At 42.9% G+C, this 15786-nt stretch carries 8 protein-coding genes; all 8 read left to right on the top strand.

The window, feature by feature from the left end; translation table 11 throughout:
* Positions 1–10: 10 nt before the first annotated feature.
* The 8 genes from ACRD6K_RS05120 to ACRD6K_RS05085 all read left to right on the top strand — a co-directional run bounded on the left by ACRD6K_RS05120 (position 11) and on the right by ACRD6K_RS05085 (position 15622).
* Entirely contained in the window at positions 11–1588 is a 1578-nt protein-coding gene (locus tag ACRD6K_RS05120; protein ID WP_430972336.1) for a glycoside hydrolase family 31 protein, read from the top strand.
* Between the two features lie 192 nt (positions 1589–1780).
* Positions 1781–4510, top strand: a complete 2730-nt coding sequence (locus ACRD6K_RS05115) for a sugar-binding domain-containing protein (RefSeq protein WP_430972335.1) — start codon at positions 1781–1783, stop codon at positions 4508–4510.
* 200 nt (positions 4511–4710) lie between these two features.
* The gene (locus ACRD6K_RS05110; RefSeq protein ID WP_430972334.1) at positions 4711–7407 is read left to right on the top strand and encodes a glycoside hydrolase family 2 TIM barrel-domain containing protein; all 2697 of its coding nucleotides are present in this window, start codon (positions 4711–4713) and stop codon (positions 7405–7407) included.
* 221 nt (positions 7408–7628) lie between these two features.
* On the top strand, positions 7629–9194 hold the full coding sequence (locus tag ACRD6K_RS05105) for a beta-N-acetylhexosaminidase (RefSeq protein ID WP_430972333.1): 1566 nt from the start codon (positions 7629–7631) through the stop codon (positions 9192–9194).
* Between the two features lie 18 nt (positions 9195–9212).
* A complete protein-coding gene (locus tag ACRD6K_RS05100) occupies positions 9213–11147 on the top strand; it encodes a heparinase II/III domain-containing protein (RefSeq protein ID WP_430972332.1) in 1935 nt (644 codons plus the stop codon).
* An 87-nt stretch (positions 11148–11234) separates the two neighbouring features.
* Entirely contained in the window at positions 11235–12656 is a 1422-nt protein-coding gene (locus ACRD6K_RS05095) for a sulfatase family protein (protein WP_430972331.1), read from the top strand.
* Between the two features lie 99 nt (positions 12657–12755).
* A complete protein-coding gene (locus ACRD6K_RS05090; protein WP_430972330.1) occupies positions 12756–13958 on the top strand; it encodes a glycoside hydrolase family 88 protein in 1203 nt (400 codons plus the stop codon).
* A 218-nt stretch (positions 13959–14176) separates the two neighbouring features.
* Entirely contained in the window at positions 14177–15622 is a 1446-nt protein-coding gene (locus ACRD6K_RS05085; RefSeq protein WP_430972329.1) for an alpha-L-fucosidase, read from the top strand.
* The last annotated feature ends 164 nt before the right edge of the window (positions 15623–15786 follow it).

Below are 15786 nucleotides of genomic sequence, written 5' to 3'. Positions count from 1 at the left end.
ACTATTTACTATGAACAAATTAAGAACAACTTCAATTATTTGCTTGCTTATTTTGCTAAACAATTTCTCATTTGGGCAGACAGTAGATACGCTGATTGTCAAAAATAGCAATGATCGAAACTGGTGGGCCGGAATTATTGGTCTTGGCCAGTTGATGCCTTTGCAGAAAAACTTTGACGTGAACACCTATGGAAAAGGATTTGGCAACCAGGTACAACCCCTGTTACTGTCGGATCAAGGAGATGTTATTTGGAGCGAATCTCCTCTGCACATCATCCTCAAATCTGGTCAGTTAACCGTAATCAGTCATGACAAAATCATCCACTCGGATGGTCATGAAAACCTGAAAGGAGCCTACTTGCATGCCAGCAATACCTACTTTCCCCCTTCAGGCAAAACCCCAGATGAAATTCTGTTTACAAGTCCTCAATACAACACTTGGATTGAGCTCATGTATGACCAGAATCAAAAAGATATTCTGAAGTATGCTCACGCCATTAAAGACAATAACTATCCGGCAGGTGTACTGATGATTGATGACAACTGGCAAGAAGATTATGGCAAGTGGAACTTTCATGAAGGACGATTTGATGATCCGAAAGCCATGATGGATGAGTTACACGATATGGGATTCAAGGTGATGTTATGGGTATGTCCCTTTGTAAGTCCCGACTGCGATGTGTATCGTGCATTGGATAAAAAAGGCTATTTCATCAAAGATAAGTCCGGACAAACAGCGATGATCCGCTGGTGGAATGGCGTTAGTGCTGTATTGGATCTGTCAAACCCTGGTGCAAAAGAGTGGTTCCGCGACGAGTTACAACGCCTGGTCGATGAATATGGTGTTGATGGCTTTAAACTGGATGCGGGTGATGCCCGTTTTTATAATGGAGATCTGGATTTGAACGGTCTGACACCCAACGACCATTCAAAGCTGTACGGCGAAATCGGTCTTGATTTTCCATTGAATGAATACCGGGCGATGTGGAAAATGGGGGGGCAACCGCTGGCTGAACGCTTGCTTGATAAAAATCACAGCTGGGAACACCTGAATATGTTGATCCCTCAAATGTTGGTTGAAGGTATTATGGGCTATCCGTTTTCTTGTCCCGACCTTATTGGCGGTGGCCAATACATTTCCTTTATTGACGGAGCAATCATTGATCAGGAGCTAATCGTTCGTTCCGCTCAATGCCATGCGCTTATGCCGATGATGCAGTTTTCAGTCGCTCCTTGGCGCGTGCTGGATGCCGAACATTTGCAAGCCGTCAGCCGATCTATTGAAATTCGCCAGCAACACAAAGACTATATTCTAGCGTTAGCCCGGCAAGCAGCAAAAACAGGCGAACCCATTATGCGCCCCATGGAATATAACTACCCAAATCAGGGCTTTGTAAACGTTGTTGACCAATTTATGTTAGGCGAAGATATCCTGGTTGCTCCTGTTGTGAAAAAAGGTGCTCGGAAACGCTTGGTTCAGTTACCAAAAGGCAAGTGGGAAACTCCCTCCGGCAAGATTGTAAAAGGAGGGAAAAGCCTGGAATTTGATGTTGCCTTGGATGAACTATTGTATTTTAAGTTGAAATAAATAGATAACTCATCACAGAGTTTTATTTGAAACAAAGAACTTGGCAAGTGAGCATCCGGAACTTGTTGAACAGGTAAAAAAACTGTTTAATGAGAGCAGAACAGATACTGAAGGATTTCCTTTTGGAGGTAAAGTCCAGAATTATGTGGCTGTAAAGAAGTATAAGGAGCGAACTGCTAAAAATTAGTGCCAATGAAAAAAGTAAGTTATTGGGCAGTTATTTGTATTCTGGGATGCCTGTTTGCCTGCAGTCCCAAAGATGAAAATGTTTTAGTTGATTTGTCGGGAGAGTGGAACGTGCAGCTTGATCCGAATGACTTAGGACTAAAAGAGAAGTGGTTTGGAAAAGAACTAAGCCATACGATACAACTTCCGGGAACTACCGACGAAGCAGGCTTGGGAGAACCGGAAGAATACGAAGATCCTTATAACGCGCTTATACGCCCACACTATTATGTGGGGAAAGCTTGGTATAAGCGTGAAATTGAAATTCCTAAAAACTGGAGCAACAAACATTTTGCATTGTTTTTGGAACGTTGCCACTGGATTACGCAGGTTTGGGTTAACAACCAATATGTAGGTTCTGAAAATAGTTTGAGTACGGCTCAGCAATACGACCTCACACCGTTTCTGAACCCCGGAAAACATACCTTAACCATTTGTGTCGATAATGAATATCCATTCAGCTTGGGGATGTTTGCTTCTTCTGTGTCTGAACACACCCAAAGCAACTGGAACGGAATTATTGGTCGCATAGAATTACAAGTTAAAGATCCTGTTTATATGGATGATATGCGTGTTTATCCTGATATCAAAAATAAACAGGCCAAAGTAACTTGTAAGGTCTATAACAAAACCGGAGGTGCTGTTGAAGGAGAAATTGAATTAAGCGCTGAGCTTAAAGAAAATGGGATAAGAGCTGGAAGCCAAACCCTTAGTTTTAAGGTTGACGAAGGCGTGTCAACTATTGAGGGCATTGTTTATATGGGAGATGATGTTCAGCTTTGGGATGAATTTTCACCCGTACTATACAGTCTGAAAGCAGAACTGTCTGCCGGGAAATACAAAGATGTGGAAGCAACATCATTTGGAATGCGCGAGTTGGGTGTTGAGAATACCACAGTCGCCATTAACGGTAAACGCACCTATATGCGTGGTAACCTTGAATGCTGCATTTTTCCCGAAACAGGTTATCCTCCCATGACAGTTGATGGCTGGATGAATGTATTGAAAACCATGAAAAGCTATGGCCTAAACCACATGCGTACACATTCGTGGTGTCCTCCTAAAGCAGCATTCGAAGCGGCCGATATTTTGGGAATGTATATTCAGGCTGAAGCTCCTCGTGCCAATGTGTATAATGATACGGTACGGGATAAATTCATTATGGACGAATTATTGCGTATCAATAAAGCCTATGGAAATAATCCGTCTTTTATGTTCATGACCAGTGGAAATGAGTTAAGTCAACAAGGTCCTGATGAAGGGATTAATGCGGCGATGATAGCTAAGGCAAAGGAAGACGATAACCGTCATTTGTACTCCACCACTTCGGGTGGACATGGAATGGATCATAAAGTAAGCCGTTCAAAAGTAGATGAATACCGGGTTGGTGGTCGAAGGGGATTTCAAACACCAGGAACAGCAGAAGACCACAGCGAATATTACAGCAACTACAGATTTGCTTCTATTACCCACGAAGTTGGTCAACATGCCGTTTATCCAAATATTCAAGAAATTCCCAAATATACCGGTGTGTTAAAGCCTGTTAATCTGGAAGCAATAAAAAGAGATTTAGAAGAAAAAAGAATGCTTGATCTGGCATCTCAATTTACGAGTGCAACAGCAAAATTTTCAGCAATCCTATACAAAGAAGAGATCGAAGTCTTAATGAGAAGTGAAGGTAATGCTGGCTTTCAACTACTTTCTTTGCAAGATTATCCGGGTCAGGGAACGGCACATGTTGGTTTATTTGATGCATTTTGGGCTAACAAAGGAGGAATTACGAAGGAGGAATTTCGTAAGTTTTGCAGCCCTGTAACTCCTTTGTTACGAATGGAGAAAAGAACCTACTCTTCCAATGAAAATTTTGTTGCCATAGCTGAGATTCTGAACTACGGACCAACATCCATTAAACAGGCAAAGACTGTTTGGAAAATACACAATGAAGCTGGTGAAATCCTTAAACAAGGAAATTTCGGGCTGAATAATATTCCGCAAGGCGAACGTGTCTCTTTAGGTGATATAAATATTGACTTGTCATTTGTAGAAACGGCAGCCAAACTTATTGTATCTGTTGAAATTGAAGGTACGGAATACCTCAATGATTGGAATATTTGGTGTTATCCAGAGGCTGGGGCAAAGGTCTGGCCAAAAAACCTGGTCATTCGAAAGACCTTGGATACAGAAGCAATAGAAGCGCTTGAAAATGGTGAAAATGTTTTACTATTGCCCGGCAAGGAAAATCTAAGCAATAGCCTTGAGGGAAATCCGAAAACCGTTTTTTGGAGTCCGACCTGGTTTTGGACAAAACCTAGAGGAGGAAATACAACCATGGGGATTATGTGCGATCCAAAACATCCTGTTTTCGAGAATTTCCCTACAGAATATCATAGCAACTGGCAATGGTGGAGTTTGCAGGAAATGTCGAGTTCCATTATTTTGGATACACTTAGAATTAATGTAAACCCCATTATTCGTGTGATTGATCATTATGGCCGAAATCATAAATTGGCAACATTGTTTGAATGTAAAGTAGGTGGGGGAAAATTAATGGTTTGTAGTATAGATATCGAAACAAAACTAGCAGAAAGACCAGAAGCAGGGCAATTGAGGAATTCAATAATTGAATACATGATTAGTGATAAATTTAACCCGACACAACAACTTGACTTGATGGAGTTAAAACCATTGTTTAAATAGTTGTTGTTCCAGAGAAAGCAAGATTAACAGCTAGGGAATTTTGGAAATACTTGCTGGCAAAGTTTGTTAAATTTGTTTCGGTTGCTGAAGTCAACAATCGAAAATGGGCTGCCATAGCCGATTTGAATTTTTATTAAAGTGAAACTTGACTTGATTCTGGCGACTGTCAGATATCGGGTGAAAAAATAATAGTATAGAGAATGAAGCAGACAAGATGTTTTTTGAGATGGATTACCCTATGTATGCTGTCCATTGTTTCAGTTGGAGTTTCGGCTCAATGGCCGGGAGAGTCAATCGACATTCGTGCCAGAGACTATTCGCATGCAGGTTTTTATAAAGCTGGAAGTGAAGGGCGAACCGTATATAATTTTAATGTTGGTTGGCGATTTTTCAAAGGCGATGTGGAAAATGCCTGGCAAGCTGGCTTTGAGGATTCAGCATGGGAACTGGTCAATGTTCCACATGGATTGGAATTGCTGCCAGAGGAGGCAAGCGGTGGGATAAATTACCAGGGCGTTGCTTGGTATCGGAAGCATTTTCAACTAACCGAAGAGCAGGCCGATAAAAAGTTATTTGTACATTTTGAGGCCATTATGGGCAAGTCAAAAGTATGGATCAATGGAAAGCTTGTGAAATCACACTTTGGCGGTTTTTTGCCATCCATTGTGGATGTAACAGATTATGTTGAGTTTGGAAAAGACAATGTTATTGCTGTGATGGCCGACAACAGCGACGATCCGGATTACCCTCCGGGTAAACCACAGAGGACAATGGATTTTGCCTACTTTGGTGGTATTTACCGTGATGTCTGGCTGGTTGAAACAAATCCAGTTCACATCACCAATCCCAATTTTGCGGACGTGGTAGCTGGAGGTGGTGTTTTCGTGCATTACGAAAATCTTTCTGAAAAGCAGGTAACAGTTGTTGTTGAAACGCACGTCTTGAATGAGTCGGGACAGAAACAAACCGTGAAGCTGGAGTCAATAATTCGTGATGAAGCGGATAAAGCTGTAGGTAAAACCCAAAGCAGCCTGACAATGAAAGCTGGTGAAAGTCGAACGGTTAAGCAGAAAATAACAGTTGATAATCCGCAGCTTTGGCATCCCGATCATCCAAATTTATACCAGCTGGATTCTCGAGTTTTGGGGCGTTCTTCAAGTGAGATTGATGCTGTCCGAACTCGCATTGGTATTCGAAAAATTGAATTTCGGGGAAGAGATGGCCTGTATATTAATAATAAACCTTTTGAAGATAAGTTGATTGGAGGCAATCGTCATCAGGATTTTGCCTATGTGGGGAATGCCATCTCGAATAATATGCACTGGCGCGATGTCCAAAAATTACGTGAAGCCGGATTTCGGGTGATTCGCTCTGCCCACTACCCACAAGATCCTGCTTTCATGGATGCTTGTGATGAGTTGGGCATGCTGGTTATTGTCGCGACTCCTGGTTGGCAGTTTTACAACAAAAAGCCAATCTTTAGCGAACGTGTTTACAGCGATATCTGCAATATGATCCGTCGTGACCGTAACCATCCATGTGTTATGCTTTGGGAACCAATTCTTAACGAAACACATTATCCAAGAGAGTTTGCGCAAACAGTTCACAATATTGTACACGAAGAATTTCCTTACCAGGGAGCCTATACGGCAGCCGATTTATCGCCATCGCACCCTGAAACAACCGAGATATTTGATGTTGTTTTTGCTCACCCGCGTGATGAATATGAAATGGAGCAATCGGTTTTTACGCGCGAATGGGGCGACAATGTGGATGACTGGTCTTCACACAATTCAACAAGCCGGATGCCGCTTAGTTGGGGAGAAGTACCCCAGTTGATCCAAGCCAATCACTATGCCAAACCCGATTATCCGTTTTCATGTATCGATCGGTTGTATAAAACGCCTCGTCAGCATGTGGGGGGAACCATGTGGCATTCGTTTGACCACCAGCGTGGTTATCATCCCGATCCTTTTTGGGGCGGGATCATGGATGCGTTCCGGCAGCCAAAATACGCTTGGTATATGTTTCGTAGTCAGCGCGATCCGCAACTGGAAGTTCCTAATGTCGCTAATGGCCCCATGGTTTATATTGCGAATGAGCTTTCACCTTTTTCAAGTAAAGACATTACAGTTTATACCAACTGTGATGAGGTTCGGTTAACCGTGTTTGGAAAAGAGGTTGGAACGAAAGAAGCACGAAATGATGAACCTGGTATTAAACACCCAATCGTTGTTTTTGAGGATGCGTTCGATTTCATGGAAGAGAAGAAACTGCATCGGGCCCGAAAGTTTGACCAGGCAACCGTTGTCGCTGAAGGGATTGTAGATGGAAAGGTGGTAACAACCAGTACCCGTATGCCAGCCCGGCGAAAAACACGTATTGTGTTAAAGGCTGATCATGCTGGAGCGCCTTTGCAAGCTGATGGATCTGACCTGCTCACAGTCGTTGCTTTTGTTGTGGACGATCGAGGTAATGTCAAGCGTTTATGCGAAGATGAGATCTATTTTGAAGTTAGCGGGGAAGGTAGCCTGGTTGGTGATGCGACTATTGGAGCCAATCCACGCCAAGTTGAATGGGGAACCGCTCCCGCATTGATTCGTTCAACGACTACCCCAGGGAAAATAACCGTTGTTGCAAAGCCTGCGTTTGAAGGAATTAATGGTCTTGAGAAAGGAGAGTTGGTTATTGAAAGTATTCCTACGAAGATACCGTTTATATATAAGGAAGAGCCTGTTGCTGGCTTTGGACAAGCGATACAAGATGGCGAGAAAAGTTCGGGATCCATGGAAGTTAACGAGTTGAAGAAGAAATTGGAGCAAACGCAACGTGAATTGAATCAGTTAAAGCTAAAAGAGATTGAACGTCAGCAAGAAGAGTTTGAAGGACTCAACTAGAATTGTACGATAGGAATGGCTTTGGGGAGAGGAGATGTTCTTTTCTCCCCAAAAATGGCTCAAAAAAAAATGTATAAAATTGGGTTTGAATAAAATTTGTGCAATCGATTTCACTTCTTTTAATTATCTTCGAACAGTCAAGAAAAAGTAAATAATTGATTATGATTTTAGGGGAGCTATCCATGCTCTTTTGCTTGTTTGAACGACTAAACACAATACCAATGAAAAACCTACTTCTTAGTTTGCTTTTATCAATTGTCATTCAGCCTCTTTGGGCCCAAATAAATGCAAGTGTAATTCCTGCACCTACTTCATCAACTGTAGGGGAAGGCCAGTTTAAATTGCATGCGGGCTTACGTATTCTGAGTTCAACGGATTTCGCCGATGAGATCTACTTCTTACAAAAAGAATTCCTTCGGTACCACAAGCTTTCGAGCACAATCGTTGAGAATAATCGGGATGCAGAAATTGTTCTGGAAAAAACGAAATTGAATAATGGTCAGTTGTACAAGTTAGCCATTACTCCCAACCAGATAACGATTCAGGCAGAAACAAAAGAAGGTGCCTTTTACGGCATAATCTCATTACTGCAATTGGCAAACAATAGTCAAAATAATTCAATTGCTTGTGTGAGTGTTTCAGACACTCCAGCTTATGGTTGGCGCGGTGTTATGTTGGATGAATCCCGGCACTTTTTTGGCAAGGAAAAAGTTAAATCCTTGCTCGACTGGATGGCCTATTATAAACTAAACCGTTTTCACTGGCACTTAACAGACGAACCAGGTTGGCGGATCGAGATTTTGAATTATTCGAAACTAGCCGAAGTTGGAGGAATAGGTAATCATTCAGACAAAAAAGCAGCTTGCCAATACTATTCGCAGGAAGATATTAAAGAGATTGTTGCTTATGCAGCCGAACGTCACATTGTGATCATTCCAGAGATTGATATGCCCGGACATGCTACTGCGGCGAATCGGGCTTACCCGGAATTTAGTGGTGGCGGCTCCGTAAAATACCCTGAGTTTACATTCCATCCGGCCAAAGAAGGTACTTACCAATACCTAACCAATATTTTGCGCGAGGTGGATGCTCTTTTCCCGTCGCAAATGATTCATGTTGGTGGCGATGAAGTCAGTTTTGGAAACCATCAATGGAAAACTGACGCTGCTGTTCAGCAATTGATGAAAGCCGAAAAATTAACAGATTTGAAGGCCGTTGAAAACCTATTCATGCGCCGGATGTCCGATTCGATTTTAAATATGAATAACCAGGTATTGGTTTGGGATGAGATGGCCAATGCTGGGTTGCCTAAGGATAACAGCATTATTTTCTGGTGGCGGCACGACCAACCCAAGCAATTTGAATTGGGCTTGAAAAACGGACATAAAACAGTTATCTGTCCTCGTCTTCCGCTCTATTTCGATTTTGTACAACACCCCGAACATCAAGTTGGACGCCGCTGGGCTGGTGGTTTTAACCAGTTGGAAAGCGTTTATAGCTTTTCGATTGACCAGCTTCCGGTTGCTGCAAAAGATCACGATTTGGTCCTTGGGTTTCAAGCTAACCTTTGGACCGAAACGGTGGATTCCGTTGAACGGTTTGATTTCCTGTTGTTTCCTCGTTTGGCCGCAATGGCCGAATCGGTATGGTCCGATAAAGGTCAGAAAGACTATGCTGACTTTCTGGAACGTTTGAAGCCGCACCTCAAACAGTACAAAGAAGCTGGATTATATTATTTCAATCCGTTTGACATTAATGAGCACCCCGAACCTGTGATGAAAAAATAATATTCAATCAAACTACATATGAAAACTACTACAACTTTATTACTACTAATTACCTTTTTCTCGGTTTTTTCTGCCGGAGCCTGGGAGCAGAAAGACCTCTTGCAAAAGGAAGCAAGTCTGAGCCAACTAAAGCAAAGCTTGATCCCTGCTCAGAAGTGGGTGACTTATCCCGATTACGCGGATCGTGCCGCTTGGGACAAGCTAACAGCTGGTCTGAAAGACGAATTAATTCGCCAAGGTAAGACTTACCTTGATTATGAGTGGAACGTCGTTCCGGCCACAGCTTACCTCGAATTTGAGAGAAGTGGTAACCGCAATATTATGCAAAAACCCTTTGGCGAAAACAACAATGCCTTGGCAGCTCTTTTCCTGGCTGAACTTGCTGAAGGAGAAGGTCGTTTTATTGATCAGATTGTCAATGGCGTTTGGCTTTCGTGCGAAATGACATCCTGGGCACTTTCGGCTCATATTTCAAGGGCTCAAACGGTAAGAACACCTTTGCCCGCTCATAAGGAAGAGGTGATTGACCTGACCGCTGGCGATGTTGCCTCAATGTTGGCCTGGGTGCATTATTTCTTAAAAGATGAGTTGGATAAAGTGAACCCATTGGTTGATCAGCGTTTGGTTGACAACCTTCGTGAGCGAATTATGGTTCCATACATGGAGCGCGATAACTATTGGTGGCAAGCGTTTCATGCCACTCCAAAAACGATGGTAAACAATTGGAATCCATGGTGTAATTCAAATGTGTTGGCTGCTTTTTTGCTGATCGAAGATGATCAACAGAAATTAGCTGAAGCTGTTCACCGGACCATGGTTTCTGTCGATAAATTCATCAACTATGTCAATGCTGACGGTGCTTGCGAGGAAGGCCCTTCGTACTGGGGACACGCAGCCGGGAAACTATTCGACTACCTCGACTTGCTGACCACAGCAACCGGAGGAGAGGTAACACTTTTTGATGAGCCTGAAATCCGCAATATGGGTGAGTACATTGCAAAATCCTATATTGGCAACGGCTGGGTAGTCAACTTTGCAGATGCATCAGCCAAAGGTGGAGGTCCTATGGGAACCATTTTCCGTTACGGACAAGCCGTTGACAGCGATTTGCTGAAACAGTTTGCCGCTTATCTTTATCAGCGGGAAAATAATCCTTCCGGGCTGTCTCACGGACGTGATGTTTTTCGCACCTTGGAAAACTTAACCATTTTTCAGGAATTGAAAGAAACAACCCCCTCCTTAGACACTGAAGCTTCGGTATGGTATCCGCAAACGGAGTTTTGCTACATGCGCCAAAGTAACGGTTTCTTTTTTGCAGGGAAAGGCGGTTTCAATAATGAAAGCCACAACCACAACGATGCCGGAACATTCATTTTGTATTACAATAACGAGCCGGTGCTGGTTGATGCCGGAGTTGGAACATACACCCGCCAAACGTTTAGCAGCGAGCGGTACTCTATTTGGACCATGCAAAGCAACTACCACAATTTGCCAATGATCAATGGTGTGCCACAGAAGTACGGAAGCAACTATAAAGCAAGCTCAGTTAAGTTTGATGCTGGGAAACGACAGTTTTCAGCCAACCTGGAACAAGCTTATCCGGAAGAAGCTGCTGTGAAAAGTTGGAAACGGGCTTATGCGTTCAAAGGCAAAGAGCGCTTTTCAATTACCGATCGTTTTGAATTGAACGAAGCTAAAGCGCATAACCAAGTGAACTTTTTAACACGCGAAAAACCTCAGATTGATGAGTCGGGCCTTGTCCTGATTCATGCAAAAGGAGGAAACGTGAGTTTGAGATATGATGCAGTAGGCTTTAAGCCTACTATTGAACGGATTTCGCTGGATGATCCAAGATTGTCGAACGTATGGGGCGATTGTCTTTATCGATTAACTTTTACGGCAACAGAACTTCGTTCAAAAGGAACTTACTCTTTTGTTGTTCAACCTGAGTAAGTTTGCTAAGAAGATCAAAAAAATCGGAATATCCGAATAGCTAAAATTTGAATGTCAGTATCTAAATATCATACAAAAAATAAACGAATGAGAGCAGTTATTACTGGTTGCGTGGCCATTGCAGGCTTGGCTTCTTGTGCAACTACCGAAAAACCGAAAAACGATCGTCTACCCAATATTGTCCTTATCAACATGGACGATATGGGCTATGGAGATGTCTCCTTGAATGGAGCTACCGGTTTTACGACTCCAAACATTGATAAAATGGCAGGCGAGGGGATTGTTTTTACACATTTCTATTCTCCGCAGGCTGTTTGTAGCGCATCGCGGGCAGGACTTTTAACCGGCTGTTATCCGAACCGTGTTGGGTTTCATGGTGCTCTGGATCACAGCGCTACGATCGGCATAAATCCAGATGAACAAACCATTCCTGAGTTACTAAAAGAAAAAGGCTATGCGACAGCTGCTTTTGGGAAATGGCACTTGGGACACCGCGAAAAGTTTTTGCCACTTCAGCATGGATTTGACGAGTTTTTTGGCATTCCGTACTCCAACGATATGTGGCCAAATCATCCGGTTAATAAGAACTATTATCCGCCACTTCCTTTGTTTGAAGGAAATGAAGTGATTCAGGAAAATCCGGATCAATCGCAGTTTACTCAGAACTTTACCAAAAGAACGATTGACTTCATTCAAAAGAATAAAGAAAATCCATTCTTTGTGTATCTGGCACATCCCATGCCACACGTTCCGCTTTTTGTTTCAGACATGTTCAAAGGGAAATCAGAGCAAGGCTTATTTGGCGATGTGATCATGGAAATTGATTGGAGTATTGGTCAAATTAACCAGACCTTGGAGCAGCTTAATTTAGCCGAAAATACCTTGGTCATTGTGATTTCGGACAATGGACCGTGGATGACCTATGGAAACCATGCCGGAAGCTCTGGTGGTTTGCGCGAAGGTAAAGGAACTACTTTTGAAGGAGGCCAGCGCGTACCTTGTGTAATGAAATGGAAAGGCGTAACTCCAGAAGGGGCGGTATGCAATTACCTGACTTCGGGAATTGATATTTTACCGACCATCGCAACATTGGCGGAAAGCCCAATGCCTGAGAAAAAGATTGATGGAGTTAATTTAAGCCAGTTAATTCAAGGTGATTTTAGCACTAAACCAAGAACAAGCTTCTTGTACTATTACCGAAGAAATAACCTGGAAGCTGTTCGTAAAGGCGACTGGAAACTCGTGTTTGAGCACCACGGACGTACTTATGAGAACAATACCCCAGGGCGTGACGGACAACCCGGGAAAACACCTGAAAATGCCTTGATTGAAAAAGGCTTGTATGACCTACGTCGCGATCCGGGTGAACGCTACAATGTCATGGAATTTTATCCGGAAAAGCTTGCAGAACTGGAAGCATTGGCTGTTGAAGCCAGAAAAGACTTGGGCGATGATTTAACCAACTCAGAAGGAACGGGCAGACGTCAGCCTGGACGAGTAGAAGAATAACAACAAAAATATTTTCCTGAGTTTTGATGCTTCGGAAGATCAACCGGAGCGATTAAAACTCAGGATTTTTTTATTACTGAAATATATAAATACGAACAAATGAAGAAATTGAAAAACAGTATTGCTGCCTTACTGCTTGGAACTGCCATCGTTGCATGTCAACCGCAGAAAGGTGAAGAGTCGAACTTTATCAATGAAAATATTGAGTTTGCTGCTGCTCAACAGAAATTACAGGTGGAAAAAATTGAAGCGTCAGGCAAAGTGCTGAACCCAAGAACGGTGGATGATGGCAAGATTCGTTACATCCGCCGGGAAGATTGGACCAGCGGCTTTTTCCCCGGCTCCATGTGGCAAACGTATGAGTTAACCGGCGATGATTATTGGTTGCTTTATGCACAGAAATATACCGAAGCGTTGGACTCAGTTAAATACTTGACCTGGCACCATGATGTTGGTTTTATGATTGAATGTAGCTTCGGAAGCGGTTATCGCTTGACTAAAAACCCGAAATATGCTGACGTAATTGTTCAGGCTGCAAAATCATTGGCAACACGTTTCCGTCCAACAGCAGGAGTCATTCAATCGTGGAACGTTACCGGAGGCTGGATGTCAAAAAGAGGCTGGGAGTGCCCTGTGATTATTGACAACATGATGAACCTGGAACTGCTGTTTAATGCAACCAAGTTGAGTGGCGATTCAAGTTTCTACCAATTGGCCGTAGAACATGCCGACAACACCATCAAAAACCACTACCGTCCGGATTATAGCTGTTATCACGTCGTGGATTACAGTTTGGAAGATGGTTCGGTACGTGCCCGGGAAACCGCTCAAGGGTATGCTCATGAGTCAGCCTGGGCGCGCGGACAAGCCTGGGGAATTTATGGTTTCACTGTTTGCTACCGTGAAACAAAAGATCCTAAATACCTGGAGCACGCACAGAAAGCTTTCAACTTCGTAATCAACCATAAAAACTTCCCGGCAGACTTCGTTCCTTATTGGGATTTTGATGTGCCGGAAATTCCAAATGCGCCGCGTGATGCATCTGCCGCAACTATTATGGCATCGGCTTTGTACGAAATGGCTGGTTATGCCGACTATGATTTTTACAAAGGTTGGGCTGATAAAATTATGCATAGTTTAGGAAGCGATGCCTATCGTGCACCGCTGGGCGAAAACGGAAATTTCATTTTAATGCATTCGGTTGGAAGTATTCCTCACGGCGTTGAGATTGATGTTCCGTTGAACTACGCTGATTACTACTTTCTGGAAGCTTTGAACCGCAAAATTAAATTGGAGAAGTAACTCAATTCCTTACTTCATCATGAATAACACAAACGAAGCAATTTTGAGCCTGTATTGAACTCCTCGAAATTGCTTCGTTTGCTAATAACCTAACAATTGATTTGGCTTGATCTCCTGAAATGAAAACCAGGTTGAACAAAAGCCTGAATGACATCAGAAGATGGCCGACAACCTTGAAGAAATAATCAAATAAATAGATCACTTGTGAAATTTTAGTTATGAGAAAAAACGTGATTCTTTGTTTAGTAATCTTTCTAATTGGATTAAGTGCTCCGGGCCATGCTCAATTCTATGAAAAACCCAAAAGAGCTTCTGTTGCCTTGGAGCATGGCGCACACCGGTTGGGGCGACGCACCGATGCGATGATGGAGACTTGGCGTAACTATGGGTTGGGGCAGTTTATCCACTGGGGCGTTTATGCCATTCCCGGAGGATACTGGAACGGAAAAGCTTATCCGGGTGCGGCAGAGTGGATTCGTGCGTGGAATGAGATGCCGCGAGATGAGTACGATCAGTTATACAAACAGTTCAATCCCAAAGATTTTGATGCAAAGAAATGGGCCCGTCAAGCCAAAGAGATGGGAGCCAAATACATGCTTATCACCACAAAACATCACGATGGTTTCTGTTTGTGGCCAAGTAAATACACCGATTATACCATTGAAAATTCACCTTATAAAGAAGATATTGTAGGTGATTTAGTAAAAGCCTATACCGCCGAAGGAATTGATGTCTATTTGTACTTTTCGATTATCGACTGGAATCATCCGGGCTATCGCAGCAAAATTAAAAGTGATGACGAACGTCCGGCTTACGAAGAGTTCAAGCAGTTTACCCGCAACCAATTGGTGGAATTGCTTGATTTGTATCCCGAAACAAAAGGTTTGTGGTTTGACGGTACCTGGGATAAAGCCTGGGTTGAACAAGCTGAATTTGCTGATGAGCTTGGAAAAGAACTGCGCTCAATGATTCCCGGCTTGATTATCGGAAGTCGCTTTCGGGCTGATGAAAAAGGCAATCGCCACTTTGATGCCAATGGCGACATGATGGGAGATTATGAGCAAGGATGGGAGCGTAAAATCCCCGCAAATATTGATGTTTTGAACGGTAATGACTGGGATTGTGTCATGACTATTCCGGAAAACCAATGGGGCTATAATTCGAACTGGAAAGGACATGTGAAAAGTAGCAATGAGTTGTTGGAAATGCTTATTCGCTGCGTATCAATGGATGGAAACTTCGTAATAAATTTTGGCCCCGATGGACTTGGCAACATTCGGCCGGAAGAAACTGAGCGTGCTGCCGATATTGGCAAATGGATGAAGAAAAACGGGGAGGCAATCCACGATTGTGGTTATGCTGGCCTGGATGAACAGAATTGGGGATACTTTACTAAAAGCAGAACCAATGGCAAAACTTACCTGTTGGTTACGAATGTCCCGGTTACAGGTGGTTTAACTGTTAAGGTTCCTAAAGACAAGGAAATCGCGAAGGTTTACCCACTTGCTTTGCCCAATCAATCACTGAAGTTGGAAAAAACAGGCAAGTATGATTATTTTATTCGCCTGAATGAAAAGAATACGGATTCGATTGCGGTATTTGTTTTGGAATACAAAGGAGAGGACGAATCAGATTCAGACAATTTTCAGGAACCCAAAATCTGATCGGTAATTAATGCCGGCTGTCGCTAAATGTGCGATAAGGACATATCAACCTCATTAGGGTAGAATGATTAACCAGACTGGAGATTAGCTTCAGTCTGGTTTTTTTAGTACTTGTGATTGAATATCTAAAATTTCACTCACACATTATGGCTTTAGTTTGAAGT

It is taken from the genome of Sunxiuqinia rutila (genome assembly GCF_050589705.1).
In the GTDB taxonomy this organism is placed as follows: Bacteria; Bacteroidota; Bacteroidia; order Bacteroidales; family Prolixibacteraceae; genus Sunxiuqinia; species Sunxiuqinia rutila.
The sequence above is the reverse complement of the archived record's forward strand: the minus strand, read 5'-3'. Positions and strand labels throughout refer to the sequence as shown.

Bases quoted from the DNA above. Each gene is read 5' to 3' on its own strand.
- ACRD6K_RS05120 (WP_430972336.1), top strand. From the start codon at position 11: ATGAACAAATTAAGAACAACTTCAATTATTTGCTTGCTTATTTTGCTA.
- ACRD6K_RS05115 (WP_430972335.1), top strand. From the start codon at position 1,781: ATGAAAAAAGTAAGTTATTGGGCAGTTATTTGTATTCTGGGATGCCTG.
- ACRD6K_RS05110 (WP_430972334.1), top strand. From the start codon at position 4,711: ATGAAGCAGACAAGATGTTTTTTGAGATGGATTACCCTATGTATGCTG.
- ACRD6K_RS05105 (WP_430972333.1), top strand. From the start codon at position 7,629: ATGAAAAACCTACTTCTTAGTTTGCTTTTATCAATTGTCATTCAGCCT.
- ACRD6K_RS05100 (WP_430972332.1), top strand. From the start codon at position 9,213: ATGAAAACTACTACAACTTTATTACTACTAATTACCTTTTTCTCGGTT.
- ACRD6K_RS05095 (WP_430972331.1), top strand. From the start codon at position 11,235: ATGAGAGCAGTTATTACTGGTTGCGTGGCCATTGCAGGCTTGGCTTCT.
- ACRD6K_RS05090 (WP_430972330.1), top strand. From the start codon at position 12,756: ATGAAGAAATTGAAAAACAGTATTGCTGCCTTACTGCTTGGAACTGCC.
- ACRD6K_RS05085 (WP_430972329.1), top strand. From the start codon at position 14,177: ATGAGAAAAAACGTGATTCTTTGTTTAGTAATCTTTCTAATTGGATTA.